This window comes from Bradyrhizobium sp. USDA 376 (assembly GCF_054063675.1).
Map to the genome: position 1 here is coordinate 1,709,498 of NZ_JBSSGN010000001.1, position 18,359 is coordinate 1,727,856.

21 protein-coding genes and 1 pseudogene are annotated in these 18,359 nt (G+C 65.5%); 5 read left to right on the top strand and 17 right to left on the bottom strand.

What is annotated here, in order from left to right; genetic code table 11:
• Positions 1 to 47: 47 nt before the first annotated feature.
• The 11 genes from ACVJ19_RS07915 to ACVJ19_RS07965 form a co-directional block, all read right to left on the bottom strand.
• Positions 48 to 380 carry a hypothetical protein gene (locus ACVJ19_RS07915; RefSeq protein ID WP_453949472.1) on the bottom strand — a complete coding sequence of 111 codons (333 nt, stop codon included), beginning with the start codon at positions 378 to 380 and terminating at the stop codon, positions 48 to 50.
• Between the two features lie 101 nt (positions 381 to 481).
• A complete protein-coding gene (locus tag ACVJ19_RS07920) occupies positions 482 to 1,198 on the bottom strand; it encodes an MgtC/SapB family protein (protein ID WP_453949471.1) in 717 nt (238 codons plus the stop codon).
• A gap of 30 nt (positions 1,199 to 1,228) precedes the next feature.
• On the bottom strand, positions 1,229 to 2,248 hold the full coding sequence (locus tag ACVJ19_RS07925) for a WD40 repeat domain-containing protein (protein WP_453949470.1): 1,020 nt from the start codon (positions 2,246 to 2,248) through the stop codon (positions 1,229 to 1,231).
• On the bottom strand, positions 2,248 to 3,297 hold the full coding sequence (locus tag ACVJ19_RS07930; RefSeq protein WP_453949469.1) for a CobW family GTP-binding protein: 1,050 nt from the start codon (positions 3,295 to 3,297) through the stop codon (positions 2,248 to 2,250). Before ACVJ19_RS07930 ends, ACVJ19_RS07925 begins: the two co-directional genes overlap by 1 nt.
• Before the next feature lie 56 nt (positions 3,298 to 3,353).
• Positions 3,354 to 4,217: a metal ABC transporter substrate-binding protein gene (locus ACVJ19_RS07935; RefSeq protein ID WP_453949468.1), complete on the bottom strand. Its 864-nt coding sequence runs from the start codon at positions 4,215 to 4,217 to the stop codon at positions 3,354 to 3,356.
• Positions 4,218 to 4,222: 5 nt separating this feature from the next.
• Positions 4,223 to 5,092: a metal ABC transporter permease gene (locus ACVJ19_RS07940; protein WP_453949467.1), complete on the bottom strand. Its 870-nt coding sequence runs from the start codon at positions 5,090 to 5,092 to the stop codon at positions 4,223 to 4,225.
• A 6-nt stretch (positions 5,093 to 5,098) separates the two neighbouring features.
• Positions 5,099 to 5,854, bottom strand: coding sequence for a metal ABC transporter ATP-binding protein (locus ACVJ19_RS07945; RefSeq protein ID WP_453949466.1), 756 nt, complete (start codon positions 5,852 to 5,854; stop codon positions 5,099 to 5,101).
• Between the two features lie 2 nt (positions 5,855 to 5,856).
• A complete protein-coding gene (locus ACVJ19_RS07950) occupies positions 5,857 to 6,099 on the bottom strand; it encodes a hypothetical protein (protein ID WP_453949465.1) in 243 nt (80 codons plus the stop codon).
• 149 nt (positions 6,100 to 6,248) lie between these two features.
• On the bottom strand, positions 6,249 to 6,749 hold the full coding sequence (locus ACVJ19_RS07955) for a hypothetical protein (protein ID WP_212342110.1): 501 nt from the start codon (positions 6,747 to 6,749) through the stop codon (positions 6,249 to 6,251).
• Positions 6,746 to 7,357, bottom strand: coding sequence for a permease (locus ACVJ19_RS07960; protein WP_453949464.1), 612 nt, complete (start codon positions 7,355 to 7,357; stop codon positions 6,746 to 6,748). The genes ACVJ19_RS07955 and ACVJ19_RS07960 overlap by 4 nt, the downstream gene beginning before the upstream one ends.
• 236 nt (positions 7,358 to 7,593) lie before the next feature.
• Positions 7,594 to 8,190, bottom strand: coding sequence for a superoxide dismutase (locus tag ACVJ19_RS07965; protein ID WP_183242504.1), 597 nt, complete (start codon positions 8,188 to 8,190; stop codon positions 7,594 to 7,596).
• Between the two features lie 241 nt (positions 8,191 to 8,431).
• Here ACVJ19_RS07965 and ACVJ19_RS07970 point away from each other — a divergent pair, with 241 nt between their 5' ends.
• The 3 genes from ACVJ19_RS07970 to ACVJ19_RS07980 all read left to right on the top strand — a co-directional run bounded on the left by ACVJ19_RS07970 (position 8,432) and on the right by ACVJ19_RS07980 (position 10,959).
• Complete coding sequence (locus tag ACVJ19_RS07970; RefSeq protein WP_453949463.1) at positions 8,432 to 8,959, top strand: GNAT family N-acetyltransferase; 528 nt, start codon at positions 8,432 to 8,434, stop codon at positions 8,957 to 8,959.
• Positions 8,960 to 9,042: 83 nt separating this feature from the next.
• Complete coding sequence (locus tag ACVJ19_RS07975; RefSeq protein ID WP_453955126.1) at positions 9,043 to 10,428, top strand: MATE family efflux transporter; 1,386 nt, start codon at positions 9,043 to 9,045, stop codon at positions 10,426 to 10,428.
• 96 nt (positions 10,429 to 10,524) lie between these two features.
• On the top strand, positions 10,525 to 10,959 hold the full coding sequence (locus tag ACVJ19_RS07980) for a DUF2147 domain-containing protein (protein ID WP_453949462.1): 435 nt from the start codon (positions 10,525 to 10,527) through the stop codon (positions 10,957 to 10,959).
• Here ACVJ19_RS07980 and ACVJ19_RS07985 read toward each other — a convergent pair.
• Positions 10,956 to 12,106, bottom strand: a pseudogene (locus ACVJ19_RS07985) (DUF3095 domain-containing protein). The gene ACVJ19_RS07980 and the pseudogene ACVJ19_RS07985 sit on opposite strands and share 4 nt — an antisense overlap.
• Positions 12,107 to 12,312: 206 nt before the next feature.
• Here ACVJ19_RS07985 and ACVJ19_RS07990 point away from each other — a divergent pair.
• Positions 12,313 to 12,702, top strand: coding sequence for a hypothetical protein (locus ACVJ19_RS07990; protein ID WP_453949461.1), 390 nt, complete (start codon positions 12,313 to 12,315; stop codon positions 12,700 to 12,702).
• 5 nt (positions 12,703 to 12,707) lie between these two features.
• Here ACVJ19_RS07990 and ACVJ19_RS07995 read toward each other — a convergent pair whose 3' ends face one another.
• The 5 genes from ACVJ19_RS07995 to ACVJ19_RS08015 all read right to left on the bottom strand — a co-directional run bounded on the left by ACVJ19_RS07995 (position 12,708) and on the right by ACVJ19_RS08015 (position 17,333).
• Positions 12,708 to 12,917: a hypothetical protein gene (locus tag ACVJ19_RS07995; RefSeq protein ID WP_453949460.1), complete on the bottom strand. Its 210-nt coding sequence runs from the start codon at positions 12,915 to 12,917 to the stop codon at positions 12,708 to 12,710.
• Positions 12,918 to 13,043: 126 nt separating this feature from the next.
• The gene (locus tag ACVJ19_RS08000) at positions 13,044 to 13,766 is read right to left on the bottom strand and encodes an SDR family NAD(P)-dependent oxidoreductase (protein WP_453949459.1); all 723 of its coding nucleotides are present in this window, start codon (positions 13,764 to 13,766) and stop codon (positions 13,044 to 13,046) included.
• Entirely contained in the window at positions 13,759 to 15,141 is a 1,383-nt protein-coding gene (locus tag ACVJ19_RS08005; RefSeq protein WP_453949458.1) for a class I adenylate-forming enzyme family protein, read from the bottom strand. The genes ACVJ19_RS08000 and ACVJ19_RS08005 overlap by 8 nt, the downstream gene beginning before the upstream one ends.
• Positions 15,128 to 15,373 carry an acyl carrier protein gene (locus ACVJ19_RS08010; protein ID WP_453949457.1) on the bottom strand — a complete coding sequence of 82 codons (246 nt, stop codon included), beginning with the start codon at positions 15,371 to 15,373 and terminating at the stop codon, positions 15,128 to 15,130. Before ACVJ19_RS08010 ends, ACVJ19_RS08005 begins: the two co-directional genes overlap by 14 nt.
• Before the next feature lie 145 nt (positions 15,374 to 15,518).
• Entirely contained in the window at positions 15,519 to 17,333 is a 1,815-nt protein-coding gene (locus tag ACVJ19_RS08015; protein WP_453949456.1) for a long-chain-acyl-CoA synthetase, read from the bottom strand.
• Between the two features lie 302 nt (positions 17,334 to 17,635).
• Between ACVJ19_RS08015 and ACVJ19_RS08020 the strand changes: the two genes are divergently transcribed.
• Positions 17,636 to 18,340 (top strand): SGNH/GDSL hydrolase family protein, encoded by a 705-nt coding sequence (locus ACVJ19_RS08020; RefSeq protein ID WP_453949455.1) that lies wholly within the window; start codon positions 17,636 to 17,638, stop codon positions 18,338 to 18,340.
• Positions 18,341 to 18,359 lie beyond the last annotated feature (19 nt).

The window sequence follows — 18,359 nt, forward strand, 5'->3', positions numbered from 1 at the left end:
TCGCGGGGGATGACACCGAGCGCGTGGCTGGGGAGCGCGACCGCGAGCTACTTCTTCTCAATCGGCGGCGCGATCTTCTCCGCCGGTGCCGGCGGCAGCGCCGGCTTGGTCGCCGCGCCTTGCGTCTGCGGCTCAGGGCGCGCGGGCTCAGGGGCCGGCGTGGTCGGCCGGTCGCCGCCCGGCTTGGCTTCCGCGGGCGTCTTGCCTTGCTCGTCAGACGGTGTGCCCTGGAGCGGCTGCGTCGCCTGCGCCAGCTCCAGCCGGCTTTCGGCGCGAATTTGCGCCAGCGACATCACCGACACCACGACGCCTGCTGCGAACAGCAAACCGGCAATTGTCAGGTCGAGCTTCAATCTGCGCTTGTCATTTGGGCCGGGCATATCGATCACCGCCTTTATCCGCGGAATCAACGAAGCTGGGGCGGCCGGGTTCCGGGACCGCGAAGGCGGGAACCGCCTCATCACGCGCCAAAACGCCGCGCTCACTCGGTCGTGCTGACTTCCCAGGTGGCGTGGCGCACGCCCGGCAGATGCTGCAGATCGGTCGCCACCGCGTTCAGCTCGTTCGGATCGACTGCGGTCGCCACCAGCTTGGCGACGATCTCCAGATTTTCCTCGCCGATCTCGGCGACCTCGATGTCGGCGACCGGATATTTCGCGGCCTCGAGCTTGTCGACCAGGCGGTCGCGCATGTCGGGCAATGCGTCGGTCGCAACGGCCAGCTTGAAGTAGTAAGTCGCCTCGAGCGCCTTCTCGTTCAGCGGGATGCGGTTGATGGCGTTGACCAGCGGGCGCAGCATGGTGTTGCCGGCGATGACGAAGACGGTGAGCGCGGCGGCCTGCGCGACCATGTCGGCGCCGGCGCAGGAGCCGACCGCGGCCGAGGCCCACAGCGTCGCCGCGGTGTTGAGGCCGCGGACGTCCATGCCCTGCTTCATGATGACGCCGGCGCCCAGGAAGCCGATGCCGGAGACAACATAGGCGATCACGCGGACCGCGCCGTCGGCGCCGTCCAGATGCATGGCGAGGTCGACGAAGGCGGCCGCCCCCACCGCGACCAGCACATTGGTGCGCAGGCCCGCAGTACGCTGGCGATATTGCCGCTCGGCGCCGATCAGCGTGCCCAGCACGAAGGCCGTGGTCAGGCTGACCAGCGTGTCGCCAAAGTCGGCAAGTTGAAAGGTCGTCAGAAAGCGCATGGTCCCCTATACGGCGGGAACCATGACAGATCAAAGCTCCAGCAGGCCGCCATCCCCATTTTCGTCAGCGAACGCCAGCAGCGTGCCCTTGGCGTTCCAGGCGAGCGCGGCGACCGGCGGCGTGCCGTTGCGGCGAACGAGGATCTCCGCGCCGTCCTCCATCCGCACCATCAGCACGGTGCCGTCGCTGTAGCCGGCGGCGAGAATGTCGTTCTTCGGATGGCAGGCGACCACAGACACGCGCGCCTGCAGCGGCGCGAGCATCGCCGGCTCCTTGCCCATCGGGCCGTCCTTGCTGCCGAACGGCCAGATGATGACGGTGTCGGCACCCGAGGTCGCGAGGCCCTTGCCGCCCGCGCTCCAGGACATCGAGCGGACGCGGCCGGGATAGCCGGTCATGCGCATGTGCCTGTTATCGGCGAGCCGCCAGCCATGCAGCGCCGGCTCATGCATCGCGGTGACCAGGAATTTGTTGTCGGGGCTGAAGGTGACTGCGTGATGCGAGCCGGCCCAGGGCAGGAATTCGGCCGAGCCCTCCATGTTCGGAAACCACAGCGTGGCGCCGTTGTAGTGGGCGATCGCGAGCCGCAATCCCTTCGGCGCAAACGCAAGGCCGCCGACGGTCGAGGGCACGTCGAGCGACTTCTCCTCGTTCTTGCCGCTCTTCACCGTCGCCGTCTTGCCGGCCGACCAGGCGAAGGCGCCATCGGCGTTCAGCGCCACCGCGTCGATCCAGCGCCGCTTGGGGTCGGTGGCGAGCAGCGTCACCTCGCCCTTGGCATCGAGCGAGACCACCTTGCCGTCATCGCCGCCCATGACGATGCGCTTGCCGTCGGAGGCGGTCGAGAGAATGCCTCCGCCATGCACGGCGACCGTCGTGATCTCGCCCTCGCTATCGACGAACTTGACGTTCTCCTCGCCGCCGACGAAAGCGGCGCGAGGCCCAAGAAAATGCACGGAGGTCACGGCCATGCCGAGCGCGACCGGTTTGACGCGATCGGTGACGGAGACGATCGAGGCGGAGTCGGGGGGCGGCGTGAACTCTTTCATCACGAGACGATGCAGCTCTCAAAACCCTTGCGGATCGCCTCTTCAGGCAATTCGCGGCCGATGAAGACGAGGCGGCTCTCGCGCGGCTCGCCATCCTTCCATTTCCGCTGGTGGTTGCCCTCCAGCATCATGTGCACGCCCTGGAAGACGTAGCGGTCGTCATCGTCATGGAAGGCGAGGATGCCCTTGGAGCGCAGGATCTTGCCGCCCTCGACCTGCACCAGGTTCTGCAACCAGGGCATGAACATGTTCGGGTCGAGCGGCCTGTCGGTCTTGAGCGAGAGCGACTGCATGTCCTCGTCGTGATAGTGCTTCAGGCCGTGGCCGTGATCATGATGGTGATGGTCGTGGCCGTGATGGTGGTGATGATCATGGTCGTGGTCATGATCGTCGGCCTCCAGGAAATCCGGCTCGATGTCGAGGATGCGGTCGAGGTCGAACGCGCCGCGATCGAGCACGTCGGCCAGCGCGACCGAGCAGCGCTCGGTGCGGTGCAGCTTCGCATAGGGATTGATGCCGCGGATGCGGGCCTCGACCTCGGCAAGCTCGGGCTTGGTGACGAGATCGGTCTTGTTCAGCACGATGACGTCGGCAAAGGCGATCTGGTTCTTCGCCTCGGGCGCGTCCTTCAGCCGGTCGGACAACCATTTGGCGTCGGCGACCGTGACGACCGCATCGAGCCGGGCATTCTTCTGCACGTCCTCGTCGACGAAGAAGGTCTGGGCGACCGGCGCGGGATCGGCAAGGCCGGTGGTCTCGACGATGATGGCGTCGAACTTGCCCTTGCGCTTCATCAACCCGTCCATGATGCGGACGAGGTCGCCGCGCACGGTGCAGCAGATGCAGCCATTGTTCATCTCGAACACTTCCTCATCGGCGCCGATGATGAGGTCGTTGTCGATGCCGATCTCGCCGAATTCGTTGACGATGACGGCGTATTTCTTGCCGTGGTTCTCCGACAGGATGCGGTTCAAAAGCGTGGTCTTGCCGGCGCCGAGATAGCCGGTAAGCACGGTCACGGGAATTTTCTGGGAGGTCGCTTCAGACATAACAACTCCGGACTTCGGGCTTTTTTCGCGCGACGCGAGGCAGGGTGGCCCCTGCCCTAGTGGTCAAGCGCGCTGGTCAGGGCCTTTATATTGTGCCTGACCATGTCAATGTAAGTGGGTGCAGGCCCCTTTTCGCCGGTCAAACCGTCCGAAATCAGGGTCCCGCCGACCTTTGCGCCGGTCTCGGCGGCGATCCGCCGGATCAGGCGGTCATCGCTGATATTTTCCAGGAACACGGCCGGGATTTTCTGGGCCCTGATCTGGCCGATAATGGCCGCAATGTCCCGCGCGCTGGGCTCGGTTTCCGTGGAGACGCCCAGGGGGGCGATGAACTGGATGCCATATTCGGCGGCGAAATAGCCGAAGGCGTCATGGGTGGAGATGACCTTGCGCCGCTCCGGCGGGATTTTGCCAACGGTGTCGCGGACCTCGCGATCGAGCGTTTCGAGCTTTTCCAGATAGGCTTTGGCCTGGGCACGGAAGAAGTCTGCATCATCTGGGTTGGCAGCGGCCAGCGCATTGGCGATGTCGGTCACGTAGACCCTGGCGTTGGGAACGGACTGCCAGGCGTGGGGATCAGCGGCCGAGCCGAGTTTGAGGGGCGCGATGCCGGCGCTCGCAGCGACCACCTGCGCCTTGCTACCTGCGGACTGCACGAGGCGCGGCAGCCAGCCCTCCAGCCCGAGCCCGTTGACGATGACGAGCTTCGCCTCTGCGACCCGCTTCGCATCGCTTGGGGCCGGCGTATAGACGTGGACGTCGCTGTCGGCCCCGACCAGCGTCGTCAGGTTGATGCGGTCGCCGCCGACATTGCGAACGAAGTCGCCGAGGATCGAGAAGCTCGCAACGACATTGAGCCGCTCCGCGGCGTGCAGCGGCGAGGCGATCATCAGCAAGGCAAGGAGCAGAAGGAAGCGCATCGCCGTCACGCCTCCAGATGCCGGCCGGGAAACAGTTGCCGGACGATGCCGCCGACGCGGCCGAACAGCACCGAGACGATGTAGAGCACGGTCGCCACCAGGATGATCGCCGGGCCTGACGGCACGCGCGTCTGGAACGACAGCACAAGGCCTGCATAGCCGGAGACAGCAGCGGCCACCACGGCGATGCAGATCATCGCAGTCAGATCGCGCGACCAGAACCGCGCGATGCCGGCGGGCAGGATCATCAGCCCCACCGCAAGCAGCGTGCCGAGCGCCTGAAAGCCGTTGACGAGGTTGATGACGACCAGCGCCAGGAAGGCGAGATGCGCAGGGCCCCCGGCCCGGCTCACGGTGCGGAGGAACAAGGGATCGACGCTCTCGATCACCAGCGGGCGGTAGATCACCGCGAGCACCAGCAGCGTCACCGTGGCGTTGAAGGCGACCACCAGCAGCGTCTGGTCGTCCATCGCGAGGATGTTGCCGAACAGCACGTGCAAGAGGTCGATATTGGTGCCCTTGATCGAGACGATGGTGACGCCAAGCGCCAGCGAGGCGAGATAGAAGGTCGCCAGCGACGCGTCCTCCTTCAGCCCGGTCGAGCGCGCGACGACGCCGGCGAGGATCGCGACGGCAAAGCCGGCGATCAGGCCCCCGGCCGTCATCGCGAACAGGTTGAGGCCGGAGAGCAGGAAGCCAACGGCGGCGCCGGGCAGGATCGCATGCGCCATGGCGTCGCCGACGAGGCTCATCCGTCGCAGCATCAGAAACACGCCGATCGGCGCGCCCGCGAGCGATAGCGCGATCACGGCGGCCAGCGCCCGCCGCATGAACTCGAATTCGGTGAACGGACCGATCAGCGCGTCATAGACCATCTGCGATCACGCCGCCCGCGAGCTGATATCATCGGCCGCGCAGGCTGCGGCGGTGTCGTCGAAGGCCTCGCACATCCGCATCGCGACCATCAGATTCTCAGGCGTCAGCACCTCCGCCGTCGGTCCCCAGGCCACGGGACCGCGCGCCAGCACCAGCGTCTCGGTGAAGTGGTTGCGCACCATCTCCATGTCGTGCAACGCGGCGAGCACGGTGCGGCCCTCGCCGTGCCAGTGCTTGACCAGCGCGAGCAGGTCGGCGGTGGTCTTGCTGTCGATGGCGTTGAAAGGCTCGTCGAGCACGATCAGGCTGGCGTCCTGGAGCAGCACCCGCGCGAACAGCACGCGCTGCATCTGGCCGCCGGAGAGCGTGCCGATCGGGCGGTTCTCGAAGCCGTTGAGACCGACGGACGCGATCGCACGCAGGATCTTTTCCCGCGCCGCCTTGCCGATGCCGCCGAACAGGCCCGTGCCACGCCACAGCCCGGTGCCGACGAAGTCGAACACCGAGATCGGGAAACTGCGGTCGATCTCCGCGCTCTGCGGCAGATAGGCGATGTCGCGGGCATCGAGCCCGCCGAGATGGATACTGCCGTCGAGCGGCCTCAGGATGCCGACGATGCCGCGCAGCAGCGTCGACTTGCCGGCGCCATTGGGGCCGATCACGGCGACCAGCGCACCGGCGGCGACCTCGCCGCTGAGATGATGCACGGCCGGATGCCGGTCATAGCCGAGCGTGACGTTGTGGAAATGCAGGGCCGCCATTGTCACCTCATGGCCAGGAAGACCACGCCCCAGAGCACGGCGCAGACGGCGAGCGCAGCCGCGAGCCGGCCCGCCATGGTCATGCGCAGGATCGACCAGGGCGCCGCCTGGGCCGGATGCGGCGAGGCCGCATCGTGGACATGGGCATGGGTGTGGTCGTGCCCGTGCGCATGGTCGTGAGAATGACCGTGGGAATGGCCATGAGCATGGTCGTGATGATGGGCGTGGGACGCGGCGGGAACCATGCCGGGACGTTATATTATAACATTACCCCTGTCCACGGTTCGAGGCGTCATCCCGGGGCTATGCGGAGCATAGAACCCGGGATCTCGAGATTCCGGGTTCGGCTCTTCGAGCCGCCCCGGAATGACGCCCCAAACGTCCACGTCCCGGCTCAGGGTTTCCCGATCACCATGGCGATGGCGGCCGCCACGAACGGGAACGGCACCGAGACGGCGCAGCGGAACCAGACGAAACGGGCCGGCATGAACGGGATTTCCCACAAAATCACCCGCTGGAAGGCGAACAACGCCCAGGCGACGACATAGGCGACCACCTGCGGTACCCCGCCGCCGGACTTCAGCGCCACCGTGCCAATGGAGAAGCCGATCACGGGGCCGCCGGGCGTGGCCGCGCCGGCGACCACGGCGGTCGCGACTCCAAGCCAGCCGCTGTCCGGGCCGAGCCAGCCGGTGATCACCTCCTGCGGGATGATCGCGGCGATGTAGCCGGAGCCGATCACCCCGAGCGCAATCCGCGGCACGATGTTGATGAAGTCCATCGAGCCTTCGCGCAAGGACGCCTTGAACACCGGCGGACCGCGGCGGAAGGCGATCAGGCCGACGCCAAGCACCGAACCCCACAGCAGGATGTCGATCAGGAGCGCTGCGCTCAATTCTCGTCATCCTTCGCGAGCGACTTCGGATAGAGCCGGACATAGACGAAGCGGCCGAGCGCGCCTGCGAGCACCGGCAGCGGCAACGAGATCACGATCCGCCACAGCGTGAAATCGGTGCCCATGATCGGGATTTCCCAGGCGACCGCCCGGCCATAGCCGATCAGCGTCCAGCTCACGACCATGGCGATGGTGGCGCCGAAATCGGCGCCGACCGCGAGCAGCGCGCTCGCCACCGGATAGGCGGTGAAGGGACCGCCGGGCAGAATTGCGCCGAAGGCGGTGCCGATCAGAAGGCCCATCAGGCCGGATTTCGGGCCGAGCGAGCGCGAGACTTTTTCGTGCGGCAGGATCTCGGAGATGAAGGCGCCGAGCAGGCAGCCGGCCAGCACGCGCGGCAGGATGCCGCCGAACAGCGACAGGTCATGGGTGAGGATGTCGAGAACGCCGTCGGTGCCGTCACGCCGCCAGACCAGTGCCGCGCTCACCGCCACCAGGGCCGCGATGATGATGGTCGACCAACCGATCGGCTTGCGCACGCGCCCCGGCCGCGGCTCGGACTCCGCGTCCTCGGCAGGCGCCGGGGCTTTCGGGGAAGGTTCTGACAACGGGTGTGGAGCGGCTCGAGGGTGATGCCCATCCTGATTAAGGGCGACGTCCGTGCGATGCAAACGGTACGATCACAGGCCGATACGCGCACCGCGCAGGGCAATTCCGCACAGCAAAAAGGCGGCCGCTGATGCGACCGCCTTTTCTGTCATTCCGGGGCGCACGAAGTGCGAACCCGGAATCTCGAGATCCCGGGTTCGATGCTGCGCATCGCCCCGGGATGACGGAGTAAAGCTTACGCCTTCTCGAACAGGGACTCGACGTATTCCCAGTTCACGAGGTTCTCGACGAACGCCTTGAGATAGTCGGGACGGCGGTTGCGATAGTCGATATAGTAGGAGTGCTCCCAGACGTCGACGCCGAGGATCGGGGTGGCGCCGTGCACCAGCGGATTCTCGCCGTTCGGGGTCTTGGAGATCTCGAGCTTGCCGTTCTTGACCTGGAGCCAGGCCCAGCCGGAGCCGAACTGGCCGACGCCGGCCGCCTGGAAGTCGGTCTTGAACTTCTCGAAGCCGCCGAGGTCCTCGTTGATCTTCTTCTCGAGCTTGCCGGGGAGCTTGGTGCCGCCGCCGTTGGGCTTCATCCAGCTCCAGAAGTGGATGTGGTTGTAGTGCTGGCCGGCATTGTTGAACACCGCGGGGTTCTTGCCGAACGAGCCCTTGACGATCTCTTCAAGGGACTTGCCTTCCCATTCGGTCCCCTTGAGCGCGTTGTTGCCGTTGGTGACGTAGGCCTGATGATGCTTGTCGTGGTGATATTCCAGCGTTTCCTTCGACATGTACTGGCCGAGGGCGTCATAGGCGTAAGGGAGTGGGGGGAGCGTAAAGGTCATGGCTTCTTGTCCGCAACTGGTGGGGAACGTTCTAACGGTCACCCCTTATAGAAGGTTCCGCGGCCATTAAATACCTCAGAATTTGCGAAAAGGTGTGATGGGTGACCTTCCTCGAATGCACAAATTCGTCGCAACGGGCCGCCGTCGATCAAGCCTGCGCTTCGCCATAAAATATCATTGCCTTTGAAGCGCTTAAGACAGAACAAACGCGCCACGAAGCGGAGCTGTGAAGGACAACGCCATGAGCATCGAGATCGACATTTTGAACGGCGACGCCTCGTGGCCGATTGCCGAGCCGCTGCTCAGCGCGGTCTGGGGCCAAGACGCCGCGGAGAAGCCAGCCTGGAGCCACGTCAAATGGGCCAATGCCGATCTGCGCGTGCTGCTCGAGACGCCCGAGGACGGCCTCGTCTGCCATGTCGGCGTCTACTTCCGCACCGTGACCTGGAATGGACAGAAGGTTCACGTCGGCGGCATCGGCGGCGTCTGCACGCGCGAGGACCGGCGTGGCCGCGGCTACGCGACCATCGCGATCGACGCGGCGGTGCATACCATGCGCGCCAACGAGGCGGTCCGCTTCGGGCTCCTGTTCTGCGAGCCGCACAATTTCGCGTTTTACGAGGCCCGCAAATGGCAACCGTTCAAGGGTGACGTCTATTGCGAGCAGCCGGAGGGGCGAATTCGCTTCGACTACATGGCCCCCTACGTCTTCGAGATCGTCCGGGCCCCGACGCTGGGCACCATCGACCTATGCGGCCTGCCCTGGTGAGCCCTGCGTGAGATGGGGACTGGCGCGGGCCTCGCGCGCCCTATAATATGTCGATCATCATTCAATATTCCGCACCGTGGCACATGACGATCGACGCCCCGCTAGACGCCGTGCCGCCCCGAGCCCCGGCCGCCTCCCCCATCGCGAGCCTGCTGACCGCGCCGATCCTGCCGACGCTGCTGCGGCTCGCCATCCCCAACATGATCGCGATGGTCGGCAGCACGCTGGTTGCGATTGCCGAGACCTCCTATATCGGCCGGCTCGGCACCATCCCGCTCGCGGCGATCGCGCTGGTGTTTCCGTTCGCGATGCTGACGCAGATGATGAGCGCGGGCGCGATGGGCGGCGGCGTGTCGTCGGCGATCAGCCGCGCGCTCGGCGCCGGAAATCACGACCGCGCCGCGACGCTTGCGCTGCATGCCGCCATCATCGGCCTCTGCGGCGGACTGTTCTTCACGGTGATGATGCTGGTGTTCGGCCGCTCGTTCTTCACGCTGCTCGGCGGCCGCGAGCGCGTGCTGGAGGAAGCCAGCGGCTATTCACAGGTGCTGTTCTCCGGCGCGGTCGCGATCTGGCTCGTGAACACGCTGGCCTCCGTGATCCGCGGCACCGGCGACATGCGCCTGCCGTCGATGACACTGATCGGGGCGAGCGTGCTCCAGATCGCGCTCGGCGGCACGCTGGGGCTCGGCCTGTTCGGCGCACCGCAATTCGGCATGCCAGGCGTTGCCGCCGGCCAGTTGATTGCCTTCAGCTGCGCCGCGATCTTCTTCCTCTGGTATCTCCTGTCCGGCCGCAGCCGGCTGCAGCTCGATCTCCGCGCGTTCCATTTCGAGCGTGCGATGTTCCTGGACATTCTTAAAGTAGGCGCGGTCGCCTGCCTGTCGCCGCTCCAGACCGTGCTCACCATCCTGATTTTCACGAAAATCCTCGCGACCTTCGGCACCGAGATGCTGGCCGGCTACGGCATCGGCTCGCGGCTGGAATTTTTGCTGATCCCGATCACCTTCGCGTTCGGCATCGCCTCGGTGCCGATGGTCGGCATGGCGATGGGCGCCGGACATGTCGCGCGCGCGCGGCGCGTAGCGTGGACGGCAGCGGCGGCCTCGGGGCTTACGGTCGGCACGATCGGCCTCATCGTCGCGCTCGATCCCGCGCTGTGGGTGTCGCTCTTCACGCGCGATCCCGGCGTCACTGCGGCGGCGCATAGCTATTTCCACTGGGCAGGTCCGGCCTTCGTGTTCTTCGGCATGGGCGTGTCGCTGTATTTCTCCTCGCAAGGCGCCGCGCGCGTCGGCGGTCCCGTGCTCGCCTCCACCGCGCGGCTGTTGATCGTCGCGATCGGCGGGATCGGGCTCATGATCGCGCAGGCACCGGCCTGGACGTTGTTCGCGCTGGTCGGCGGCGCCATGGTCGTGTTCGGGCTCCTGACCGCGGCTTCGGTCGCGTTCGTGCGCTGGGGCAAATGAGCGCAGGCAAATCGCGCGCAGGAATGTGATTCAATCCGGCGTTGCACTATCCTGCCGGGCTGCTATGGAGGCGCCTCCATTTTTCAGGGCCTCTCCATGTTCAGCAGATTCGCCATCCTCTCCGTCATCCTGACTGCACTGCTCGGCGCGACGGCCGCGCATGCGCAAAGCGCCGACGGGACCTGGCTTACCCAGGCCGGTGATGCCCGCGTCAGGATCAGCAAGTGCAGCGGCGGCATCTGCGGCCACATCGTCTGGCTACGCGAGCCCATGGACACCGCGACCGGCCAGCCCGCGACCGACAGCAAGAACCCCAATCCCGCGCTCGCGAAGCGTCCCATGATCGGCCTGCCGCTGTTCAGCGGCATGCAGCCCGCAGGTCCGAACAAATGGTCCGGCCAGATCTACAATGCCGATGACGGCAGCACCTATGCGAGCAGCGTCTCAGTCACTGGCGCGGATTCACTACGGGTCGAAGGCTGCGTCGGCGCGCTCTGCGGCGGCGAGACCTGGACGCGCGCGGGGCGCTAGCTCGCCGCCGCCGTCATCGCCTTCAGCGCCGTCGCGGCCGAGGCGTAGCCGCCCCGCGCGCCGTCGATGAAGTGCACGTGATCGCTGCGCAGCGCCGACGGCGTGAAGCAGGTCATCATCGCGGCATCCTGCTGATAGAGGCCGTAGCGCACGACGCGGTCGCGCGCGGCGGCCGCGAGACGATCACTCAACGCGCGCTCTGCGGCGTGCAGTCGAGAATCATGCGCAGGCCGTCGTCATATTTGCGGAAGTCCGAGTTCTCGACGACCTGGCGTTTGTAGAGGCTGGGCACGAAACCGCCGATCTTGATGTCGAAGCGCATGATCAGATAGGCGAACAGCGTATAGGCCAGCACGCCGGCTCTGCGCGCGAGCAGCGGACCGCCGCGCTTGGTGCGGGCTTCGAAGTCAAGCCCCTGCGGCGGCCATTTCAGCGGCGGCCCCTGCGGCGGCACCGGGCGACCGCCCTCCGGGCTGCGCTCAATGAGATGGATGATGTCCTCGATCACCTTGCGGAAGGCCTGCGGATCAACGCCGCGCGCCGGCATCACCAGCACCGACAGGATCAGGCCGCGCGCAGCCGGCATCACCTCGAAGCGGCACGACAGGCCCGAGAGGTCCGGCTGCGTGCCGGTGGGCGCTTCCGTGACCGCGAACTCGCCGCGCTTCATCGCGGCATCGGCCCAGGCGAGCCCACCGCCGGAGAACATCGCGTAGGACAGGTTCGGCGACGGACCGAAACGCGCGACGCGCACATCGAGACCCTGCGCCCGAATGGCGCTCACCGGCACCAGCGCGATGCGCATCTTCAGATCGAGATCCTCCCGCACCCAGGTAGCGGTCGCGGCCAGTGCATCGCGCGCAGCACCGAGATCGGAAGGCGCGACCGCAAAGCTCGCGCCGTCACCGCCGAACACGAAGGGGAATTCCCGCCCCTCCAGCGCATTGGTCACCGCCGCGATCACGGCCGCACCGGCCATGTTGACCGCCTTGTAGCGCTGCGCCGCGATCGCCTTGGTGGAATCGACGATGTCGGCGACGCCGATGCTCCAATCGTCCGGCAGCGGTGCATAGAGCGTGGGATCCATCAGGCTGGTGAAGCCGCGGAACACGGAAATGCCGCCGTAAAAGGATTCGCCTGATGTCATCGGGTGATGCCGAATGGTTGGGACGCGCGTCCGAACGAGATACGTGGCAGGATCGATCCGGGTTCGCTTCCCGATCATTGGCCGAAATGGTGCCGGACAACAAGATCGCTCCGCGCCGCAATGCCGCAGTTCGTCATTGATCGGCATCAAACAGCCGGCCGCAAATGACGTTTACGGTTGATTCATCCGTAACGGTCGCGTGGGGGATGATCGCGGTGTCTGATTTCGGCAGCAAGGACTCCGCCTCTCCGGTACGCCGGCGCACGGGGCTCGATGCGATCAGTGCAGTGAAAATGCCGGAGATGCTCACCGCCGCCGTCGATGCCTGGGCCGAAGCCCATCAACTGTCACGCTCGGATGCCATCTGCAAGCTGGTCGAGCTCGGCCTGAAGATCGCGCCCGCCGCCCCGGCATCAGCACACTCGGTCGCGTCGGACGCCACCCGGATCGAGGAGCTGGCGGTGCACGAGATCGAGGCGCTGCTCGATCCCGCATTGCCGGAGGACGAACGCGAACGCCGCATCCGCCGCCTCACCGAAGGGCCGCCGGAATTCTCACACGAGCGGATTGATCTGCCAAAGCAGCATCGGACCTGAAGCGTTTAGTGCAGCTTCTCGTCCTGGCGCTTGCGCAGCGTGGAGGCGGGAACGTCGTGGCAACCGACCAGACGCACGAATTGCTGCGGGTACATCTCGTGGCCGTGAGCGCCGGAATTCTGATGCGACATCGGCGGACAGCGGACGTCATCCGGCTTCGCGCGCGATGGCTCTGTCAGAGCCTGACTTGAAGCGGTCATGTTTGAAATGGCCATCGACTGCTCCCTCTCGATTAGGGCAGATCGATTGACGTAACCCAATCGATTGCGAGGCATCTTACGACCATATCCGGCTTGATGTCATTGCGCCGGATCAACGCAATTGTGGCGGCCGAGTTCCGGTTACGCCGTGTTTCCCGCATCGATCGTGAACACGGTGCCGGTGACGTTGCGGCCGCCCTCACCCAGGAGATATTCCACCATGCGCGCGACGTCATCCGCCTCCGGCAATCGGCGCAGTGCGCTGCGCCCCGCGATGCGCTTGCGGCCTTCGTCGGAGAGATTGTGCGTAAGCTCGGTGTCGATGAAACCAGGCGCGATCGCATTCACGGTGATGCCGAGCTTGCCGACCTCGCGCGCGAGCGACCGGGTGAAGCCGGTCGCGGCCGCCTTGGTCGCACCATAGACGGAGAGGCCATTATAGCCGGTCGTCGCGATGATCGAGGAAATGTTGATGATGCGGCCGGCGCCATCAGCCATCATCTGCCGCGCCACATATTTGGTCAGGATGATCGGCGACAGCACGTTGAGCTGCACCAGCGCCTCGATCTCGGAATTGTGCATGGTGGCGAGCAGGCCTTCGGTGCCGAGGCCGGCATTGTTGACGAGGCCGTAGATCGGGCCGAACTCGTCGCGCACAAGCTTTGCGAAAGCGGGGATCGCGTCGATCACGGCGAGGTCACAGGCGCGGAAATGCAGGCGCCCCTCGGAGGCGGCGATGGCCGCCTTGAGCTCGTCGCTCTCGCGCCGCGCGGCCGCAATCACGTTGTAACCGGCGCCGGCGAGGCGCGTTGCAATCGCAAGCCCGATACCGCGGCTGCCGCCGGTAACGAGGACATTATGCATCGGTGCGCGCCAGTTTTCCGGCCGGGGTGACGTCGAGCGCTTCGACGAAGCGGATCACCGCCGGCACCTTGTGGGACGCGAGCTGGGCGCGGCACTGCTCCAGGATCTGGTCGCGGATCTCCTTCGCGCGCGCCGGATCGGTGCCGTCGGCGAGGATCACGTCGGCGACGACGATGCCGCCGGTAATCGGGCTCTTGCGCGATTTCGCTCGCGACATTCGCACATCCGGATGACGGTTGATCACTGCTTCGATCTCTTCAGGATGGACCTTCAGTCCGCCGATATTGATAATGCCGCCGCGGCGGCCGACAAAATAATAGCGGTCGCCACGCAGCTCGACAATGTCGCCGCTGTCGACGAACCCGTCAGCATCGGTCAGCGCTGCGGCATTGCGGCCGATATAGGCATGCGCCGTGCGCGTCGAGCGGATGCGCAGCGAGCCGTCCACGACCTTCATCTCGACGCCATTGCGGTTGCCGAGATAGTCGGCGGGGAAACCCTCCAGCCCGTCGTTGACGGCGAAGCCAACGCCGGCCTCGGTCGAGGCATAAGCATGGCCGACGGAGGCATTCGGGAACGCCGCCTTCAGGCCGTCGAGCACGGCCTGGTCGGCGATCTCGCCGGAGAGACGGACGTAGCGCGGCGCGAATTGCGCGGCCGAACCGCTCATCAGGAGCTTGCGCCAATGCGAGGGCGTGCCGGAGATATGCGAGACGCCGCGCGCGTTCAGCCGCGCGACCTGATCGGCGAGCGCCTCATGCGGATCCGACAGCACCATCGAGCCGCCGGAGAGAACGGCGCGGAGGAAGATCTGCAGGCCGCCATAACGGCGGATGTCGTAGAACGTCGCCCACACCGGCGCCGGACCGCGCGCGGGGCCTTCGGCGACGATGGCGCCGGTCAGCGCTTCCAGGGTGTGGCCGGCGATTTTCGGCACGCCTGAGGTGCCCGAGGTGAGCATCAGCCATTCGGTGGCGCGCTCGGTCTTGGCCGGCGCGGTGGCCTGAAGCGGCAATTGTGCGGTGACGACCAGCGGCACGCCGGTCTCCGCCCAGCGATCGGGCTCATCGGTGACGACCGCATCGATCCCGGCATCGGCGATCAAGGCGTCGAGATGTGCCGGGTTGAGGTCCGGCGGGCAGAGCAGCATGCGACGGGCGATGCCGTCGAGCTCGATCATGGCAAGGCCCGACCGGAGCTGGTCCGACAGCTTGAGCAGCACGGCGCGGTCGGACAATTCGTGCAGCCGCCCGCCCAGGACCGTGTGCGGCAGGATGTCGGTCAGCGACACGACATCATGCGCATCGGAGATCGTGCGGCCCTTCAGCTCCGCGCCGAGATGGTCGCGAAGCGCAAAGATCTCACGCGGGGACATTTTCGTAGGCCCGCACGAAATCGCCCACCGTGGCGGGGAACGCGGCGTCCTCGGAAATGGTGAAGGGATCGACGCCGGTCTCGTCTTCCAGACGCGCGACCAGAATGGCGAAGGCGAGCGAGTCAAAACCCGTCTCGTGCAGGGACAGATCGTCCGAGAGTGCGGGAAGCATGACGTGCTGTTCCTTGGCGATCTGCTGGATCGCTTCAATGACCTTAGACCTTACCGACATGGCTGGCTCTCTTTTGTTGTCGCTCGTCCGTGTTGCGGCGGCTCTTGATGACCGCCTCCCCATGGCCGTCTGTTTACCGGACAGAAGTAAATGGCTTCTTGGACAATTCAGATAAAATTGGACCTATCTCCTGATTTTGGTTGCGCTACAGCCGGATCGTGCCCTCCGAGATTACCGTATACGCCTCCCCGTCCAGTGCGACATAAGCACCCGACTTCGGTTCGAGCATGAACAACGGATCGGAGATCGCGCCCGGGTCAAAGCCCTCGCGCGAAAGCTCACCCTTCCTCTGCTTGAAGGTCTCGGTGGCATCGAGCTCGCGCGAGAGGCGGATGAAGACCGGGCGGGCGTAAGCCGGCAGGCGCTGGCTGAGATGAGCAGGCAGCGCGGCGATGTCAAAGCCCTCGTTCACGACGATCGCGCTCATGCCGGCGCGGCCGTCGGTACCGGGGATGCTGACGCCATAGGTGGTGGCGTCGACCACGCCGGTGAAATCGCGCACGGCATCGTTCACCTCGGAAGTCGCGACGTTCTCGCCCTTCCAGCGGAAAGTGTCGCCGATGCGGTCGACGAAATGGAAAAAGCCCTTGTCGTCGAGCCGCATCAGATCGCCGGTGCGGAACCAGGCATCGCCCTTGGCGAAGACGTCGCGCAGGATCTTCTTCTCGGTCTCCCCCGCATCGGTGTAGCCCTCGAAGCGGCCGCCGCCCTGGTCCGCGGTGCCGATGCGGCCGATCGCTTCGCCAGCCTCGCCGCGCGCGCAGGCAAGGCAAAGGCCGTCTTCATTGCGCATCGGCGCGCCACTGTCAGGATCGAGCTTGACGAGACTTGCCGGAAAGCGATGCGCCAGCAGCGGCGGGATGCGTCCGATCGCGCCCACCTGCCCCTCGACGTTGAACAGCGAGAAATTGCCTTCGGTGGCCGCATAGAATTCGAGAATACGGGGAATGGCGAAACGCGCCTGAAAGTCTTCCCAGATGTCGCCGCGCAGGCCGTTGCCGCAGACCAGCCGCAGCCGGTGCCGGTTCTCGTATTCCGACGGCGGCGCCTTGAGCAGGTAACGGCAGAGCTCGCCGATGTACTGGAACAGCGTGCAGTCGTGCCGCACGATGTCGGGCCAGAACTGCGACGCCGAGAATTTTTCGGCGATCACCACCGAGCCGCCGGCAGCAAGCATGCTGCAGGGCGCGACGATGCCGCCGACCGAGTGGAACAGCGGCAGGCAGTCGTAGAGCCGGTCCTGCGGCGTCGCGCCGGTGAGGCCGGCGAACCAGAAGCCCCAATTGAGGATGCGGCGATGGCTGATGCTGGCCGCCTTGGGCAGGCCGGTGGTGCCAGAGGTGTAGATCAGCAGCGCGCGGTCGTCGATGGTGACGTCGCCATGCTCCTCCGCCAGGAGCGGACCGTCGTCGAGCGCGGCAAGCGCGACATCGATGGCGCGCTCGCTGCGGGCATCGCCGTGGGTCCAGATCTTCGTCTCTGCTTTCAGATGCGGCTTGGCGCTCTCCAGCGTCTCCGCCAGATCGTGCGCGACGATGATGTGCAGGGGCCTTGCGACATCGAGGCAATGCGCCAGCGACTGTCCGACGAGCTTGGTGTTGATCAGCGCGACCACACCGCCGATCCGGCTGATGCCGAGCCACGCGGCGACATAGTCGATGCCGTTCGGCATGATGAGCGCAACGGTATCGCCCTTGGCCACGCCGACCGAGTGCGCCCAGCGCGCATAGCAATTGATGCGCTTCGACAAACCTTCATAGTCGAGCGTTGCATCATCCGTGACCAGCGCGATGCGGTCTGGCTGGCGCCGCGCCCAATCATCGACGACGTCGGCGAACAACCGGCCCGGCAGCGTCTCGATCCGCGCCGTGAGTTCGATGGCCTTCAGCCAGATCTTTGATGCCGACGGCGCACGCGCGGCTTTCGGTTGCTCGATGACGCCGGTGGTCATGCCGTTCATTCTTTCGGAACATGTCTGCTGGTTTCGGCAGCTTAGCTGGCGCGCCCTGCCCAGGTGTTAAGAGACAAGGTAAAAGCCGGTTAGTGCGCGATTAACTCCAGTCATCCTTTACCAAGCCGGCGGGAACGGCGTGCGGCGATTCTTGCGATAGCAAATCCAGTCATTCGGGGGCGCCGCACATGTCCCCTCTCCCCGCAAGCGGGGAAGGAATAGCGATCCGCCTCGCCGCGACTAGGCGGTGCCGGGTAAACCGGCTATTCTTTTCTACCCTGCGTTGTCTTGGTTTATATGGGAGGCGACCCGTGGCTCTCGATCCCTCAGAGTTTCCTGTCCAGGCCGCGCCGTTCGAGCAGCCACTGACGAATTTCGCCGGCCGCGTGAAAGGTGGGCAGGCCAGGGTGGTCGCGATCGGCTCGTCGACCACGGCGGGCGAGGGAGGTATCGCCCCCTATCCGCAGCGGTTGCTGGCGGATCTTCGGATCAAATTTCCAAATGTCGCGATCGAAGTGCTCAACCGGGGCGTCGGCGGCGAAGACGCGCCTTTGGAGCTGAAGCGGTTCGACCACGACGTCTTCGACCTGAATCCCGATCTCGTCATCTGGCAGATCGGCACCAATTCGGTGTGGCAAGCCGATGGCCCCTCGTTCGCGGACACCACGAAGGCGATCCGTGAAGGTGTTGACCAACTGCTCGGCGCCCGGCGGATCGACGTGATCCTGATGGACCTTCAATATGTGCCGGCAGTGCTGACACCGGCCAAGCGCAAGAAGGCGGAAGCCATGGTCGAGGCGATCGGTCAGATCGCGCACGAGAAGCGCGTCAACGTCTTCGGCCGCTTCGCGCTGATGAAGGGCTGGCACGAGGTCGCGAAGATCTCGTTCGACCGCCTGGTGGACCCGGGCGATGATAGCAGGCTGCATGTCAGCGACTGGACCACGGAAAAGATGACCTGGCAATTGGCCGACGCGATCGCCACCGCGACCAACAAGGTGTCTCACGGCACCTAAAGCATGATCCGGAAAAGGG